This window comes from Kocuria sp. U4B, from assembly GCF_054875615.1.
On the sequence record NZ_CM142180.1, the window covers coordinates 2,193,443 to 2,208,779 of the forward strand.

General features: G+C 76.6%; 13 protein-coding genes. 7 read left to right on the plus strand and 6 right to left on the minus strand.

What is annotated here, in order from left to right; translation table 11 throughout:
* Window positions 1-33 precede the first annotated feature (33 nt).
* The 5 genes from ACYSMR_RS10395 to ACYSMR_RS10415 are packed head-to-tail and all read right to left on the minus strand — an operon-like array spanning window position 34 to window position 5,265.
* On the minus strand, window positions 34-1,095 hold the full coding sequence (locus ACYSMR_RS10395) for a siderophore-interacting protein (RefSeq protein ID WP_461745087.1): 1,062 nt from the start codon (window positions 1,093-1,095) through the stop codon (window positions 34-36).
* A 10-nt stretch (window positions 1,096-1,105) separates the two neighbouring features.
* Window positions 1,106-1,963, minus strand: a complete 858-nt coding sequence (locus ACYSMR_RS10400; protein WP_461745089.1) for an ABC transporter ATP-binding protein — start codon at window positions 1,961-1,963, stop codon at window positions 1,106-1,108.
* Window positions 1,960-3,048, minus strand: coding sequence for a FecCD family ABC transporter permease (locus ACYSMR_RS10405; RefSeq protein ID WP_461745091.1), 1,089 nt, complete (start codon window positions 3,046-3,048; stop codon window positions 1,960-1,962). The genes ACYSMR_RS10400 and ACYSMR_RS10405 overlap by 4 nt, the downstream gene beginning before the upstream one ends.
* Window positions 3,045-4,145 (minus strand): FecCD family ABC transporter permease, encoded by a 1,101-nt coding sequence (locus ACYSMR_RS10410; RefSeq protein WP_461745093.1) that lies wholly within the window; start codon window positions 4,143-4,145, stop codon window positions 3,045-3,047. Before ACYSMR_RS10410 ends, ACYSMR_RS10405 begins: the two co-directional genes overlap by 4 nt.
* 13 nt (window positions 4,146-4,158) lie before the next feature.
* Window positions 4,159-5,265, minus strand: a complete 1,107-nt coding sequence (locus ACYSMR_RS10415; RefSeq protein WP_461745095.1) for an iron-siderophore ABC transporter substrate-binding protein — start codon at window positions 5,263-5,265, stop codon at window positions 4,159-4,161.
* 203 nt (window positions 5,266-5,468) lie between these two features.
* Here ACYSMR_RS10415 and ACYSMR_RS10420 point away from each other — a divergent pair, with 203 nt between their 5' ends.
* The 3 genes from ACYSMR_RS10420 to ACYSMR_RS10430 are packed head-to-tail and all read left to right on the plus strand — an operon-like array spanning window position 5,469 to window position 10,626.
* Window positions 5,469-6,938, plus strand: coding sequence for a pyridoxal phosphate-dependent decarboxylase family protein (locus ACYSMR_RS10420; RefSeq protein WP_461745097.1), 1,470 nt, complete (start codon window positions 5,469-5,471; stop codon window positions 6,936-6,938).
* The gene (locus ACYSMR_RS10425) at window positions 6,938-8,236 is read left to right on the plus strand and encodes a lysine N(6)-hydroxylase/L-ornithine N(5)-oxygenase family protein (protein ID WP_461745099.1); all 1,299 of its coding nucleotides are present in this window, start codon (window positions 6,938-6,940) and stop codon (window positions 8,234-8,236) included. Before ACYSMR_RS10420 ends, ACYSMR_RS10425 begins: the two co-directional genes overlap by 1 nt.
* Entirely contained in the window at window positions 8,233-10,626 is a 2,394-nt protein-coding gene (locus ACYSMR_RS10430; protein ID WP_461745101.1) for a GNAT family N-acetyltransferase, read from the plus strand. Before ACYSMR_RS10425 ends, ACYSMR_RS10430 begins: the two co-directional genes overlap by 4 nt.
* On the opposite strand, the gene ACYSMR_RS10435 is transcribed toward ACYSMR_RS10430, so the two are convergent.
* Window positions 10,526-11,560, minus strand: coding sequence for a hypothetical protein (locus tag ACYSMR_RS10435; RefSeq protein ID WP_461745103.1), 1,035 nt, complete (start codon window positions 11,558-11,560; stop codon window positions 10,526-10,528). The genes ACYSMR_RS10430 and ACYSMR_RS10435 overlap by 101 nt on opposite strands.
* An 88-nt stretch (window positions 11,561-11,648) precedes the next feature.
* Here ACYSMR_RS10435 and ACYSMR_RS10440 point away from each other — a divergent pair, with 88 nt between their 5' ends.
* From ACYSMR_RS10440 to ACYSMR_RS10455, 4 genes are all read left to right on the plus strand, one after another.
* Complete coding sequence (locus ACYSMR_RS10440) at window positions 11,649-12,302, plus strand: MerR family transcriptional regulator (protein ID WP_309126451.1); 654 nt, start codon at window positions 11,649-11,651, stop codon at window positions 12,300-12,302.
* Window positions 12,303-12,350: 48 nt separating this feature from the next.
* Complete coding sequence (locus ACYSMR_RS10445; protein WP_461745105.1) at window positions 12,351-13,442, plus strand: hypothetical protein; 1,092 nt, start codon at window positions 12,351-12,353, stop codon at window positions 13,440-13,442.
* Between the two features lie 106 nt (window positions 13,443-13,548).
* Window positions 13,549-14,565, plus strand: coding sequence for a DNA topoisomerase IB (locus ACYSMR_RS10450; protein ID WP_461745108.1), 1,017 nt, complete (start codon window positions 13,549-13,551; stop codon window positions 14,563-14,565).
* The gene (locus ACYSMR_RS10455) at window positions 14,562-15,329 is read left to right on the plus strand and encodes a DUF6544 family protein (RefSeq protein ID WP_309126238.1); all 768 of its coding nucleotides are present in this window, start codon (window positions 14,562-14,564) and stop codon (window positions 15,327-15,329) included. The genes ACYSMR_RS10450 and ACYSMR_RS10455 overlap by 4 nt, the downstream gene beginning before the upstream one ends.
* Window positions 15,330-15,337 lie beyond the last annotated feature (8 nt).

The following is a 15,337-nucleotide window of genomic DNA, read 5'->3' on the forward strand; positions in this document are numbered from 1 at the left end:
GGCGGGCCGGGGACGGCGCAGCGGCGCGCCGGCTCAGGACTCGGCCTGCCCCTGCCGCCAGTACCCCATGAACGACACGTGGTCCTTGGGGATCCCGGCGGCGTCCACGCACAGCCGGCGCAGCGCCTTGACCGTCCCGGACTCCCCGGCCAGGAACACGTACGGCACGTCACCGCGCGCCGGCGTGGCCACCGACCACGCCCGCGGCTCGGCGGGGTCCTCGGCGAGGGCCAGGGCCGGGAGCCCGCGCTCCGGGCGGCGCCCGGCCAGCACGTCGTCGACCGCCGTCCCCGGCAGCCCGAGCAGGCCCGCCAGCCGCACCGCGGCCCGGTGCCCGTGCCCGGCCGCGGGGCCCCGCCCGGCCCGGGGCAGGACGTGCAGGCGCACGCCGGGCCGCTCGGCGGATAACCGGTGCACCTCGACGTCGCCGGCGTGGGGGACCTCGAGCACGACGTCGAGCCGGGGGCGCGCCCCGCCGGTGGCCGGGGCGCTGTCCCCGACCTGGTCCCCGACCTGGTCCGCGAACTCCTCCGCGACCGACATCAGCGCCGGGGCCGCGGTCTCGTCACCGACCGCCACGACGCGCCGCGCGCGGCCGTGGTCCCACGCCGCCCACGGCCGCTCCTGCGGGCCCGGGCCCAGCAGGTACACGCGCTCGCCGGGTGCCACGGTGCGGGCCCACCGGCTGCCCGGTCCGTCCTGGCCGTGCCCGCCGTGCACCACGACGTCGAGCACGAGCTCGGGCACCACCGCTCCGCAGAAGGTCGTGCGGTGCACGCCGCGGACGGTGTAGGTGCGCATCCACCCGCGCTCCTCGGCGGGCCGGGCGAACCAGCCCTCCCGCAGGCCGCGGGACAGGTCCGCCCGCTCGGGGGCGCGCCCGGGCGGCGGGACGAGCAGCTTCACGTAGGCGTCGCGGCACCGGGCCGGGCCGCCCTCCCCGATCAGGGCGGGGGAGAGGCTGGCCAGCTCGGGGCCGGCGAGGGTGATGCGGCGGAACGACGGGCACAGCCGCGTCACGGAGGTGACGGCGGCCTCGACGCACAGGACGGGGTCGGCGGCCGGGGTGGTCCCGGCGCTTCGGAGAGCGGTCACGGCGGAGTCCTCAGGGTCGGGCGGCGGGAACGGGCAGCGGGACGGGCGGGGGCGGGACGGCGGGGGACGGGCCCTCGCGGACCCGGCCGCGGGGCAGGACGACGGGGTGCCCGCCCACGGGGTCGTGGGTGACGTCCGCGTGCAGGCCGAAGACCGCGGCCAGCAGCTCGGGCGTGAGCACCTCGTGGGGCGGGCCGGTGGCGACGACGCGTCCCCCGGCCATCGCCACGACCCGGTCCGCGACGCGCGCGGCCAGGTTCAGCTCGTGCAGGACGGCGACGACGGTGGCGCGGGTGCCGTCCGGGTGCCGGAGGCCGTGGAGCATGTCGAGCAGGTCCACCTGGTGGGCGAGGTCCAGGAAGGACGTGGGCTCGTCCAGCAGCATCGTGCGCGCGCCCTGGGCGAGGGTCAGGGCGATCCACGCCCGCTGGCGCTGCCCGCCGGAGAGCTCCTCCACCGGCCGGCCCGCCAGCGCGGCGAGGTCGGTGAGCTCCAGGGCCCGGGCCACCGCGGCGTCGTCGCCGGGGGAGGGCGCGCCCCACCACCTCCGGTGCGGGTGCCGGCCGCGCTCGACGAGCTCCGCGACCGTGAGCCCCTCCGGCACCACCGGGGACTGCGGCAGGAGGCTCACGGAGCGCGCGTACTCGCGGGAGGACCAGTCGCGCACGGCGCGCCCCCCGGCCTCCAGGACGCCCGCGGAGGGGCGCAGCTGCCGGGACAGGCCCTTGAGCAGGGTGGACTTGCCGCAGCCGTTGGCGCCGATGAGCACGGTGGTGCAGCCGTGGGCGATGTCGAGGTCGACCTCGTGCACCACGGGGCGGGAGCCGTAGCCGAGGCTCACGCCCCGCAGGTGGAAGGCGGGGGTCATGCCGAGTCTCCTCTCCGCTGCCGCACGAGCAGCCACAGCATCACGGGCGCCCCGACCGCCCCGGTGACGATCCCGGCGGGCAGCCGCACGTCCCCGAGCAGGTCCGAGCCCACGGCGTCCGCGGCGACGACGACCACGGCGCCCACCAGCGCGCACGCCACGACGGAGGTGCGCCCGCGGGTGAGGGCGGTCGCGATCGGGGTGGCCATCAGGGCCACGAACGCGAGGGGACCGGTCGCCGCGGTGGCGGCCGCGGCCAGCACCGTGCCCAGCCCCAGGGCCAGCGCCCGGGTCCGGGCCGGGTGCGCGCCGAGGCCGGCGGCGAGCTCGGGACCGAGCTCCGCCGGCTCCAGGGCCCGGTGGACGACGACGGCGGCGGGCACCGCCACGACCAGGCACGCGCCGAGCACCCCGATCCGGTCCCACGCGGCCGCGCCCAGCGATCCGGCCGTCCACAGCGCCGCATCCTGGGCGGAGTTCAGGGACAGCCGCACCAGCAGCGCAGCAGTGAGCGCCTGGGCGAGGGAGGCCGTGCCGATGCCGGCGAGCAGGAACCGCTCGCCCACGATCCCGGCGCCGCCCCGGAGCCGGACGGACGCCAGGGCGATCAGCGCCGCGGCCAGCAGCGCCCCGGCCAGGGCGGCCCACGACACGGCGGTGCCCCGCAGCCCCCACACGGCCGTGCCCGCGACGGCCCCGGCGGCGGCGCCGTAGGTGATGCCGAGGACGTCGGGGCTCGCGAGGGGGTTGCGCAGCACCCGGCGGAACAGGGCGCCGGAGCAGCCGAGGGCGGTCCCGGCGAGCGCGCCGAGCACGGCCCGGGGCAGCTTCTCCTGGAGCACGATGAAGCTCGCGCCGGGGATCCGCTCCCCGGCCAGGATCGCGACGAAGTCGGGGACCGTCACGGTGTAGCGGCCCAGCAGGACCCGCACGGCCAGGGCCGCGAGCAGCCCGAGCACCAGCAGGGCGAGGGCCAGGCGGGTGCGCCGGGCCCGGGCGCGGCGGACCGCCCGGACGGCGGCCACCGCTCCGGGGGCCCCGGCCGGTCCGGACGTGCCCGCGGGGCGGGCGGCGACGGCGCTCACAGGGTCACGCTCCGGCCCCGGCGCAGCAGCACGAGCAGCACCGGCACGCCCAGCACCACGGTGGTGACGCCCACGTGGATCTCCTGCGGCGGGGTGAGCACCCGGCCCACGACGTCGGCGAGCAGGAGCAGCACGGGCCCCAGCACGGCGCTGAGGACCACGATCCAGCGGTGGTCCCCGCCCAGCAGGCGCCGCACGGCGTGCGGGACGAGCAGCCCCACGAAGGCGATCGGCCCGGCGAGCGCGGTGGCCGCGCCGGAGAGCAGGACGACGCCGGTGAAGACCAGGCCTCGCTGCAGGCCCAGGTCCACCCCCAGGCCGTGGGCGAGCTCGTCGCCCAGGGCCATGGCGTTGAGCCCGGAGGCCCCGCCGAGGACCAGGAGCACGCCGAGGAGCACGAGCGGGGCGACGACGGCGACGTCCGCCAGCCCGGCGCGGGTCACCGAGCCGATGTTCCAGAACCGGAACCGGTCCAGCACGGCCGGCAGCGCCAGGACCACGGAGGAGGTCAGCGCCGTGCACCCGGCGTTGACGGCGGCCCCGGACAGGGCCAGGCCCGCCGGGGTGGGGGAGCCGCCGCCGAGCCGGGACACGCCGAAGACCAGCGCGGCGGCGACCGCGGAGCCGGCCAGGGCGAGGACGGCGAACTGCCACGTCGTGGCGGCGCCGAGCCAGCCGATGCCGAGCACCACCGCGCCGGCCGCGCCCGCCGTGAGCCCCAGCAGTCCGGGGTCGCCCAGCGGGTTGCGGCTGACGCCCTGCATCCCCGCCCCGGCGACGGCGAGCGCCGCCCCGGCCAGGACGGCGGTGAGGGTGCGGGGGATGCGGCTGTGCACCACGGCGGCGTCGATGCCCAGCCCGGCGGAGACCTGCGACCAGCCGCCGTCGAGCAGCGCCGAGGGCAGCCCGGCGAGCACGGCGAGGACCGTGGCCGGGTCCACCGGCCGGGCGCCCCAGAACAGCGACGCCGCCGCGGAGGCCGCCAGGAGCACCACGGCCACGGCGAGGGCCGCCCCCCGGCGCCGGGGGGCGGCGCCGGGGGACCCGGGGGCCCGGGGGGCGAGGGGGGCGCGGGCAGCCGTGCCGGTAGTGCTCAACGGGGCCCCGGTGCTACTTCGCGGCCCGGGCGGCCTCGGCGATCTCCGGGACCACGTTCTCGAGCGCCCACGGGATGCTCAGCGGGGACGCGGCCGAGACGGACAGCACCTCCTGGGCGTCGGTCTGCAGCACCAGGCCCCCGTTCGCGACGGCGGGGATCCGGCTCAGCAGCGGGTCCTTCTCGATGTCCTCGCGCACGCCCTCGTCGGCGGCCCAGCTGACGAACACGTCGGAGGTCAGCGCGTCGGCCTTCTCGGGGGACCAGGTGATGGCGAACTCGCCCTCCTTGCCCTCGGCGGCCCTCGTGACGGCCTCCGACTGCACCATGCCGAGCGCGCCCAGCAGCTTCGGGCGGTTGTCCACCTCGGTGTACGCGTAGATCTGGTCGGCGGCGGCGGGGTCGATCGTGCCGTAGACGAAGGAGGTGCCCTCCAGCTCGGGGTGCTGCGCGGCGGTGTCCTCGATCTGCTGCTCGACGTCCGCGACCACCTCCTGGGCCTTCTCCTCCCGCCCCAGGGCCTCCCCGATGAGCTCGGTGGAGTCCTGCCAGGAGGTGCCGTAGGCGACGGCGTCCTCGGGGTAGGCGACGACGGGGGCGATCTCGGAGAGCTTGTCGTACTCCTCCCGGGTCAGCCCGGAGTAGGCGCCGAGGATGACGTCCGGCTCCAGGGCGGCGATCGCCTCGTAGTCGATCCCGTCCGTCTCGGAGTAGGTCTGCGGGGCCTCCGCCCCGGACTCCGCCAGGGCGGCGTCGAACCAGTCGGTCGAGCCGCTCCCGTTGGCGCCGAAGTCTGTGCTCGGCATCCCGACCGGCACCACGCCGAGGGCGGTCGCGACGTCGTGGTTGACCCACGAGACCGTGGCCACGCGCTCGGGGGCCTCCTCGATGGTCGTCTCGCCGTAGACGTGCTGGACCGTGCGGGGGAACTCCCCGGTGGCCCCGCCCGCGGCGGAGGACTCCGCGGCCTCCCCGCCCGCGGCGCCGGTGGAGCACCCCGTCAGGGCCAGGGCTCCGACGACCAGGACGACGGGGACCAGGGCGGCCCGGCGGGTGCGGACCGGCGCGGCGGACGGGACGGGGAGCAGCGGGCGCGGAGCGCGGAGGAGGACAGGGGCCACGGGCCACCCTTTCGAACGGAACGGCGGGGCCGTCGGTGCGGATCGGGAGGTCAGGCAAGGCTTGCCTAACCGGAGGACACGCCTCACCCTAGGGTGCGAGCGGAGGAATACGCAACACGGGCATGATGTAATCCGGGACGCAATGTGGTTAGGTAAGGCTTGCCTAAGCAACGGCAGCCCCACCGACCCCCTGCGAGGAGCCCATGAGCGACTTCCTGTTCACCCGCGACACCCCGGCGCAGTACGCCCGCGCCCTGCACACCGCCGTCGACACCGTGGCCGTCCACCTCGCCGGCACCCGGGCCCCCCGCTCGGCGGCGACCCCGGAGCAGCTCGAGGGCCTGGTCGCGGCCGTCGACCTCGACCGCCCGCTCGGGGACCTCGACGCCGTCGTGGACGAGACGCGCCGGCTCTACCTGGACCACGCCGTGCACTTCCACGACCCCGGCTACATGGCCCACCTCAACTGCCCGGTGGCGATCCCGGCGGTGGCCGCCGAGGCCCTCACGGCCGCCGTGAACACCGCCGTCGAGACGTGGGACCAGAGCCCCACCGCGACCCTGGTGGAGCAGCGGCTCGTGGACTGGACGGCGGAGCGGATCGGGTTCCTCCCGGCGGGGGAGCCGGACGGGGTCTTCACCTCCGGCGGCACCCAGTCCAACCTGCAGGCCCTGTTCACGGCCCGCGAGGAGCGGCTGTCGCACCCCCGCGCGGGCTCCCGCCAGGAGCGGCTGGCCCGCCTGCGCGTCGTCGCCGGCGAGCACGCGCACTTCAGCGTGGCGAAGGCCGCGCACCTGCTGGGCCTGCCCGCCGACGCGGTGGTCACCGTGCCGGCCGGCCGCGGCGGCGGGCTGGACGTCGTGGCCCTCGAGCGGGCCCTGCACGAGCTCGCCGCGGCCGGCGACGAGGTCGCGGCCGTCGTCGCCACGGCCGGCACCACGGACCTCGGCGTGATCGACCCCCTGCCCGAGGTCGCGCAGGTGTGCCGCCAGCACGGGACCTGGCTGCACGTCGACGCCGCCTACGGCGGGGGCCTGCTGGTCTCCCCGACGCGCCGGCACCTGCTGGCGGGCATCGAGCGGGCCGACTCCGTGACCGTGGATTTCCACAAGTCCTGGTTCCAGCCGGTGGCCGCCTCCGCCCTGCTGCTGCGGGAGGGGCGCAACCTGCGCTTCTCCACCTGGAGCGCCGAGTACCTCAACCCCCGCCACGCGGTGCGCCCCAACCTCGTGGACAAGTCCCTGCAGACCACCCGCCGCTTCGACGCCCTGAAGCTGTGGATGACCCTGCGCACCGTCGGCGCCGAGGAGATCGGGCGCGCCCTCGACCGGGTGCTGGACCTCGCCGGGGAGGCGGGGCGGATCGTCGACGAAGCCCCCGACATGGAGCTCGTGGCCGAGCCCGTGCTCTCCACCGTCCTGTTCCGGCACCGGCCCCCGGGCACCGGCGACGACGAGGCCGACCGGATCGTCGAGGTGGTCCGGACCGCGCTCTTCGACTCCGGCCGCGCCCTGGTCGCCTCAACCGTGCTCGACGGGCGCCGGTGCCTGAAGTTCACGTTCCTGAACCCGGGGACCACGGCGGCCGACGTGGAGCGGGTGCTCGAGCTGATCCGGGCCGCCGCGCGCGACGCGGCCCCCCGGACCCTCGAGGCCGCGGCGGGGAGCCGCTGATGGCCCCCGCGACCGGAGCCGTGCACGACCTGCTGGGCATCGGGATCGGCCCCTTCAACCTCGGGCTGGCCTGCCTCGCCGACCCGCTCGAGGACCTCGACGCCGTGTTCCTCGACGCCCGGGACGGCTTCGCCTGGCACCCCGGGCTGATGCTCGAGGACGCCACGATCCAGGTGCCGTTCCTCGCCGACCTCGTCACCATGGCCGACCCCACGTCCCCCTACTCGTTCCTGAACTACCTCAAGCACACCGGCCGGCTGTACCCGTTCTACATCCGGGAGGACTTCAATCCCCTCCGGGCCGAGTACAGCGCCTACTGCCGGTGGGCGAGCGAGCAGCTCCGCAGCCTGCGCTGGGGCCGGGAGGTCGTCGCCGTCGAGCACGACCCCGCCGCGGACGCCTACGTGGTCACCGCCGAGACCGCCGCCGGGACGGAGCAGTGGCGGACCCGCCGCCTGGTCCTGGGCGTCGGCACGGTGCCCGCGCCGCCCGCGTGCGTGGACCTCGCCGCCGGGCCCGTCCTGCACGCCGGCGACTACCTGCCCCGGCGCGACGAGCTGCTGGCCCGGCAGAGCGTCACGGTGGTGGGCAGCGGCCAGTCCGCCGCGGAGGTCTACCGCGACCTGCTCGAGCGCTCCGGGAGGGACGGGCCCCGGGTCGACTGGATCACCCGCTCCCCCCGGTTCTTCCCCATGGAGTACACGAAGCTCACCCTCGAGATGACCTCGCCCGAGTACGTCGACCACTTCCACGGCCTCGACCTGCCCCGGCGGGAGCGGCTCAACCGCGAGCACGCAACGCTCTACAAGGGCATCAGCTCGACGCTGGTGGACGAGATCCACGAGCTGCTCTACCGCCGCGCCGTGCACGGGCACCCCGCGGGGCTGCTCACCACGAACACGACCCTCACCGGTGCCCGCTGGGACGGGCGGGAGTTCGCGCTCGAGCTGCACGGCGACGAGCTGGACCGCCCCTGGCGGCACACCACCGGCGCCGTGGTCCTGGCCACCGGCTACCGCGCCGAGATCCCCGCCTTCCTCGATCCCGTGCTCGACCGCATCGCCCGCGACGCCTCCGGCCGCTACGACGTCTCGCGCGACTACGCGGTCGACCACGAGCGCTCCCGGATCTGGGTGCAGAACGCCGAGGTGCACACCCACGGGCTGACCGCGCCCGACCTCGGCATGGGCGCCTACCGCAACAGCGTCATCCTCCGGGCCGTCACGGGACGGGAGGTCTACCCGATCGAGCCCGCCATCGCCTTCCAGACCTTCGGCATCCCCCAGGAGACCGCATGAACCCCCACGCCGTGCCCCCCGCCCGTCTCGCCACCCCCGGCGGCGTCCTCACCCTCGAGCCCCTGGTCCCCGACGACCCGACCGTCGAGCTGGTGCACGCCTGGCTCACCCACCCCCGCTCCCGGTTCTGGGGCATGCTCGACGCCGGCCCCGGCCGGGTGCGCCGCGCCTACGAGGACCTCGCCGCCGACCCGCACGCCGACGCGTGGTTCGCCCGCCTCGACGGCGTGCCGCTCGGGCTCGTGGAGACCTACGACCCCGCCGCGGTCCTGCTCGCCGGCCGCTACGACCACCGCGAGGGCGACGTCGGGATGCACCTGCTCCTCGCCCCCGCGCGGACCCCCGTGCCCGGCACGAGCACCGCCCTCATGGCCGCCACCCTGTGCCGGCTGTTCGGGCGGGAGCACGTGCGCCGCGTCGTCGTCGAGCCCGACGCGCGCAACGCGGCCGTCCACCGGCTCAACGAGCGTGCCGGGTTCACCGTGGACGCCCGGCTCGGGCTGCCGGGCAAGACCGCCCTGCTCAGCACCTGCACGCAGGAGCAGTTCGCGGCCTCCGAGCTGGGCGGGCTCGCCCGCGAGCTCCCGCCCGCCGCGCCGCAGGGCGGGGGCGGGCCCGCGCCGGCCGTGCACCTCGGCCGGCACCCGATGCGGATCGCCCACCGCCACCTGTGCTGCAAGGCCCTCGCCGAGTTCGCCCACGAGCGCCTCCTGCACCCCGACCCCGTGGGCGCGGGCGTCTTCGAGGTCCGCGCCGACGGCGGCCGCGTGCGCTACCGGTTCCGCGCCCGCCGCGACCCGCTCGAGCACTGGGTCCTCGACGAGGGCTCGCTGCGCCGCACCGTCGACGGCGCCGCCGCCGAGCCGGACGCCCAGGCCCTGGTCACCGAGCTCGCCCCGGAGCTCGGCATCCCCCGGTCCCTGCTGGCCACCTATCTCGAGGAGATCGCGAGCACCCTCGCCTCCGCGGCCTACAAGCTCGTGCACCGGACGCGGCCCTCCCGGGCGCTCGCGGGCGCCGGCTTCCAGGAGGTCGAGGGCGCCATGACCGAGGGCCACCCCGGGTTCGTGGCCAACAACGGCCGCATCGGCCTCGGGGTCACCGAGCACGACCGGTACGCCCCCGAGGCCGCCCGCCCCGTGCGCCTCGTGTGGCTCGCCGCGCGCCGGCAGCTGAGCCGGTTCGACGCCGGGCGCGGCCTCGACGAGGACGCGCTCCACGCCGGGGAGCTCGGTCCCGGGACCGTCGACCGCTTCCGGTCCCGGCTGAGCGGGCTCGGGCTGGACCCGCGCGACTACCGCTTCCTGCCGGTGCACCCCTGGCAGTGGGAGCATCGGGTCACCGTGACCTTCGCCCCCGACCTCGCCCGCCGCGACCTCGTGCTGCTGGGCGAGACGGGCGACGAGCACCGGGCCCAGCAGTCGGTCCGGACCTTCTTCAACACCTCCCGCCCCGACCGCCACTACGTGAAGACCGCCCTGGCCGTGCAGAACATGGGCTTCCTGCGCGGGCTCTCCCCGCGCTACATGCGGGACACCCCGGCGATCAACGACTGGGTGGCCGACGTCGTCGCCTCCGACCCGGTGCTCACCGCCTCCGGGTTCTCCGTCCTGCGGGAGGTCGCGGCGATCGGCTACACCGGGGACGCCTACCACCGCGCCGCGGCGGCCGGGCACGCGGAGGAGGGACCCCACACCAAGATGCTCGCCGCCCTGTGGCGGGAGAGCCCGGTGGCCCGCACCGGCCCGGGGGAGCGGCTGGCGACGCTGGCCTCCCTCCTGCACGTCGACGCGTGCGGGGTCCCCCTCGCCGCCGAGCACGTGCGGGCGTCCGGGCTCCCGGCCGAGGAGTGGCTGCGCCGGCTCCTGGACACCTACCTGGTCCCGGTGGCCCGGTGCCTGCTGGCGCACGACCTCGTGTTCATGCCGCACGGGGAGAACGTGGTCCTGGTGCTGCACGAGCACGTCCCGCGGCGGGTGATCATGAAGGACATCGGGGAGGAGGCCGCCGTCGTCGCCGACCGGCCGCTGCCCCAGCGGCTGGAGCGGATCCGCCACGTCGTGGACCCCGCGACCGCGGCGCTGTCCGTGCACACCGACGTCTTCGACGGCGTGCTGCGCCACCTCGCCGGGATCCTGGACACCGAGGACCTCCTGCCGGTGGAGCGGTTCTGGGCCGTGACCGCGCAGTGCCTGCAGGAGCTGGCGGCGGCGGACCCGGAGTCCGCGGAGCGCTACCCGCTCCTCGCCCCCCGGTTCCGCCACTCCTGCCTCAACCGGCTGCAGCTGCTCAACACCCTGCAGATGGTCGACCTCTCCGACCAGGCGGCGTCCCTGCAGTACGCGGGGACGCTGGAGAACCCGGTCGCGGCGCCGGTGCCCGCCCGCTGAGCACCAGCACCAGGCCGGCCGCCGCCGCCGCGACGAGCACCGCGGCGGCAGCCGGCACGGCCCCGCTCGGGCGCAGCAGCGGCTGGCCCGCGAGGGCCTGGGCGGTGAGCAGGCCCAGCAGTCCCAGGTAGAAGCCCGAGGCCACCCACAGCAGGCCCGCCCGCGCGGCCTCCCGGCGCAGCGCGGGCACCCGGCGCGCCGCCCGCTCGAGCAGCAGCGCGGCCAGCGGCAGGACCTGCAGGGCGTGCATCCCGACGAAGTGCGGGATGCGCAGGTCCCCGGCCACGGTGCTCCAGCCCACCAGGGGCAGGCCGGGCCCGCCGTCGGCCGCCCCCACCGTGTGCGCCCCGGCCACGCCCCGGAAGTCCGCGAGCTGCGCGGGGGTGGGGCTGGTCATGAGGAACCCGAGCGCCATGCCGAGCAGGGCGATCAGCAGCCCGGCCCGCACGGCGAGGGTGCGCGCCCGGTCGCCCAGGGGCGCCCGGAGCAGCAGGGCCGAGACCAGCAGGGCCGCCACCCAGGCGCCGGCGATGGACGCCGCCATCGCGCTCCACAGCGTCGTCGCGAGCGGGGTGGAGACGTTGAAGTGGCTGCGCACGCCCGCGGCCGCGGCGCCGACGATGATCACCATCTCGACGCCGAGCAGGACGGCGGTCGCGGTGCCGGCCCACCACGCGATCCGCCGGCCCCGCTGGAGCAGGGTGAGCAGCCAGGCCAGCGACACCGAGTAGACGAGCACGGAGAGGGAGAACTTCAGCGGCTTGGCCCACACGGGCGCCCCCGCCAGCTCCCGCGGGTCCACGACCAGCCCGGCGGCGCTGACCGGCGCGAGCACCGCCATGGCCAGGGCCAGGACCAGCAGCGGCCGGTGCAGGCCCACGGAGGCGGGCGGCGGCACCGGCAGCGGGCGGGAAGGGCGAGCGGTCGCGCTCATGACGGCTCCTCGGCAGGACGAGCGGCTACTATTGGATAGCCGTGGTATCCATTATTGGATACCTTGACTATCCGATCAAGGGGTTCCCGTGCGCATCTCCTCCCTCGCCGAGCGGTCGGGCGTGCCGGTCGCGACCATCAAGTACTACCTCCGGGAGGGGCTGCTCCCGCCCGGGGAGGCCACCAGCGCGACCCAGGCCCAGTACGGCGAGCGGCACCTGCACCGGCTGGCCCTCATCCGGGCGCTCACGGACGTGGTGGGCCTGAGCGTGGCGAGGACGCGCACGGTGCTCGGACTCGTCGACTCCTCGCCCGAGGACCTGTTCGCCGCCCTCGGCCGGGCCGTCGCGGCGCTGCCGCCCTACGCGGAGGAGCCCGGCGGGGACCACCCCCGCGCCCGCGCGGCGATCCAGGCGCTCGGCTGGTTCTACGACCCCCACTACCCCGCGGTCGCCCAGCTCGAGCACGCCCTCGCCGCCGCCGAGTCGGTCGGCCTGCCCATCGACGAGCAGCGGCTGCGCGGCTACGGCGAGCACGTGCACGCCATCGCCCGGATCGACATCGACGGGGTCCCGGCGCACGACGCGGGCGCGGCCGTCGAGTACGCGGTGCTCGGCACCGCCGTCTACGAGCCCGTGCTGGCGGCCCTGCGCCGGCTGGCCCACCAGGACGTCAGCAGCACCGCCCTCGGACGCCCCGCGGCCCCGCCCCCCGCGCCCGCGCAGGACGACGCCGGCCGATAGCCCCCTCCGCCCCCGGCGAGTGGCGTTCGCGGGCGTCCTGCCCCAGGATTGACCGGTGCCCGACGCTCCTTCCCCCACGCCACCGAACCCCTGCCCGAACCCCTGCCCGAGCTGCTGCTCGGCCTCGTGGTCTCCCCGCAGACCGCCCCGCTCCTGCCCCGGGACCTCGCCGCGCAGCTGCCCGGCCTGCTCCGCGAGCGCCACCCGGGGGTGCGGTGGCGCGTCGCCGTCGTCGAGGACCGGCTGGTCGTCCCGCCCGCGGACGGCCTCGACCTGCTCGAGGCCGCCCGCGACCGGATGCTCGACGAGGACTGGGACCTCGTGGTCGTCCTCACGGACGCTCCGCTCAAGGACGGGCGCAACCCCGTGCTCACCCAGCTCAGCCCCGTGCACGGGGTGGGGCTGGTCGCCGTCCCGGCCCTCGGCGCGGTGCGCGTGCCCCAGAAGGTCCGGGAGGCCACGGTGCGCGTGGTCGGCGACCTGCTCGGCTACGACCCCGACGACGACGGGCAGGAGGAGCTGCTCCGCCGGGCCCGGCAGCGCGCCCAGGACGTCGAGGACCGCCCGGAGGACAACGCCGTGCAGTTCACCGCCCGCGTGCTCGGCGGCAACGTGCGGCTGCTGCTGGGGATGATCCGGGCCAACCGCCCGTGGACCCTCGTGGTGCGGCTGTCCCGGCTGCTGGCCGTGGCCGTGGCCACGGGCGTGCTCACGCTGGTGGCCTCGGACCTGTGGCTGCTCGCGGCGGAGTACGGCCCGGGCCGGCTCGGGGCGCTCGGCCTGCTCGCCGTCGGCGCGGTGACCGGGACGCTCGTCGTCGGCGCCCGGCTGTGGGAGCGCCCGCGGCGGCGCGCCGAGCGCGAGCAGGTGGCCCTGTTCAACCTCGCCACCGCCGCGACCGTGGCGATCGGGGTGCTCGTCTTCTACCTCGCCGTCTTCGCCCTCTCCTGGCTCGGGGCCCTGCTGCTCGTGGACCGGGACGTCTTCACGGAGGTGATCGGCCGGGACGTCGGCGCGCTCGAGTACGCGAAGCTCGCCTGGCTCACCGCCACCCTCGCCACCGTGGGCGGGGCCCTGGGGGCCGGGCTGGAGGACGACGACGTCGTGCGCGCCGCCGCGTACACCCGCTCGGGGGCCTGAGCGCCGGCCGGAGGAGGCCGCCGCCGCAGGGCCGTGCCCGGGCACCGCGCCGATCAGTACACTTTCTGTCATCGGAGCGCCCCGGATCCGGTCCCGGAAGGACACCATGGCCGCCACGCAGCAGAGTCCCGCGCAGTCCCGCCCCGCCCGCAGGCCCCGCCTCCGGCGCAGCAACTGCACCCGGCCCGGCATCACCCGCCGCGGCTACGGCAGGGGCTTCGCCTACCGCCACGCCGACGGCCGCAGGGTCGAGGAGCAGGAGGAGCTCGAGCGCATCCGGGCGCTCGCGATCCCCCCGGCGTGGAAGGACGTGTGGATCAGCCCGTACGCCAACGGCCACATCCAGGCGACCGGGGTCGACGACGCCGGTCGCCGCCAGTACCTCTACCACCCCCGCTGGCGGGAGCTGAAGGACCGCGAGAAGTTCGACCGCGTCCTGGACTTCGGCGACACGCTGATCCGGGCCCGCCCGGCGGTGACCCGGCTGCTGCGCTCGGAGGCCCCCACCGAGGAGAAGGCGTACGCCGCGGCCTTCCGGCTCATGGACGTCGCGGCCCTGCGGATCGGCAATGAGGAGTACGCCCAGTCCAACGGCTCCTACGGCGTGACCACCCTGCTCGTGCGCCACGTGCGGGTGGACGGGGCCGGGGTGCACCTCGACTTCCCCGGCAAGAGCGGGCACCAGTGGTCGGTGGCCGTGCAGGACGCCGACCTCGCCGCCGCCCTGACCCCCATGCTCCGGCGGGACCCCGACGAGCCCGCGCTCGCGCACCAGGACGAGGACGGGCAGTGGGTGCCCACCACGAGCGCCCGGCTCAACGACTTCGTCAAGACCCAGTGCGGGCCCGACTTCACGGCCAAGGACTTCCGCACGTGGCAGGGCACGGTCACCGCCGCCCTGGCGCTCGCCGCCCGCGCCGGCACCCGGCCCAGCGCGAGCGCCCGGAAGAAGGCGGTGTCCGCCGCGATGCGCGAGGTCGCCGAGCACCTCGGCAACACCCCGGCCATCGCCCGCAGCTCCTACGTGGACCCGCGGGTGATCGACCGGTTCATGGACGGTGAGACGATCGGCGCCTCCACGTACCGGGCGGCCGAGCGCACCCTGCGCTCGTTCCTGACGTGATCTCCCGCCGTGCCGTGCCGCGCGCCGCTCGCGCGGACTGGACGGCCCTCGCCGCTGCCCCCGTTCCGGCCCCGCCCGCCGCCGACCGCTCCGTCCTGGAGGCACTGCCGGAACCGGCCCGGCGGTGGCTGGACCGGGCGGTGCCGCCGGGCACCCCGGCGTGGACGGCCGCGGAGCTCGCGATGCGCGGCGAGATCCGGCTGGGGGGCCGCTGGCGCCGGTTCTCCGCCGAGCAGGTCGTCGCCCCCGCGCGCGGGTTCGTGTGGGCCGCCCGGACCCGGGTGCTGGGGCTGCCCGTCACGGGCTTCGACCGCTACGGCGCCGCGGGCGGGGAGATGCGCTGGCGGCTGCTGGGGCTGGTCCCCGTGCTCTCCGCCACCGGGCCCGACGTGACCCGCAGCGCCGCCGGGCGCCTGGCGGGCGAGGGCGTCCTCGTGCCGCCGGCCTGCCTGCGGGCGCAGTGGTCCGCGGGGCCGGACGCGGACACCGCCGTGATGTCCTGGGCTCCCGGCGGGCAGCGCGAGGACTCCCTGGTGCGCGTCGACCCCGAGGGCCGGCTGGAGGAGGTCGGCATGCAGCGCTGGGGCGACCCGGAGGGCACCGGCTACGGCCGGCACCCCTTCGGGGTGGCGCTGTCCGCGGAGGCCGTCGTCGCCGGGGTCCGCGTGCCCACGGTCCTGCGCGCCGGCTGGGGCTGGGGGACCGCCCGGCAGGACGAGGGCGAGTTCTTCCGCGCACGGCTCGAGGGCGTGCGCTTCCGCTGACCGGCCGG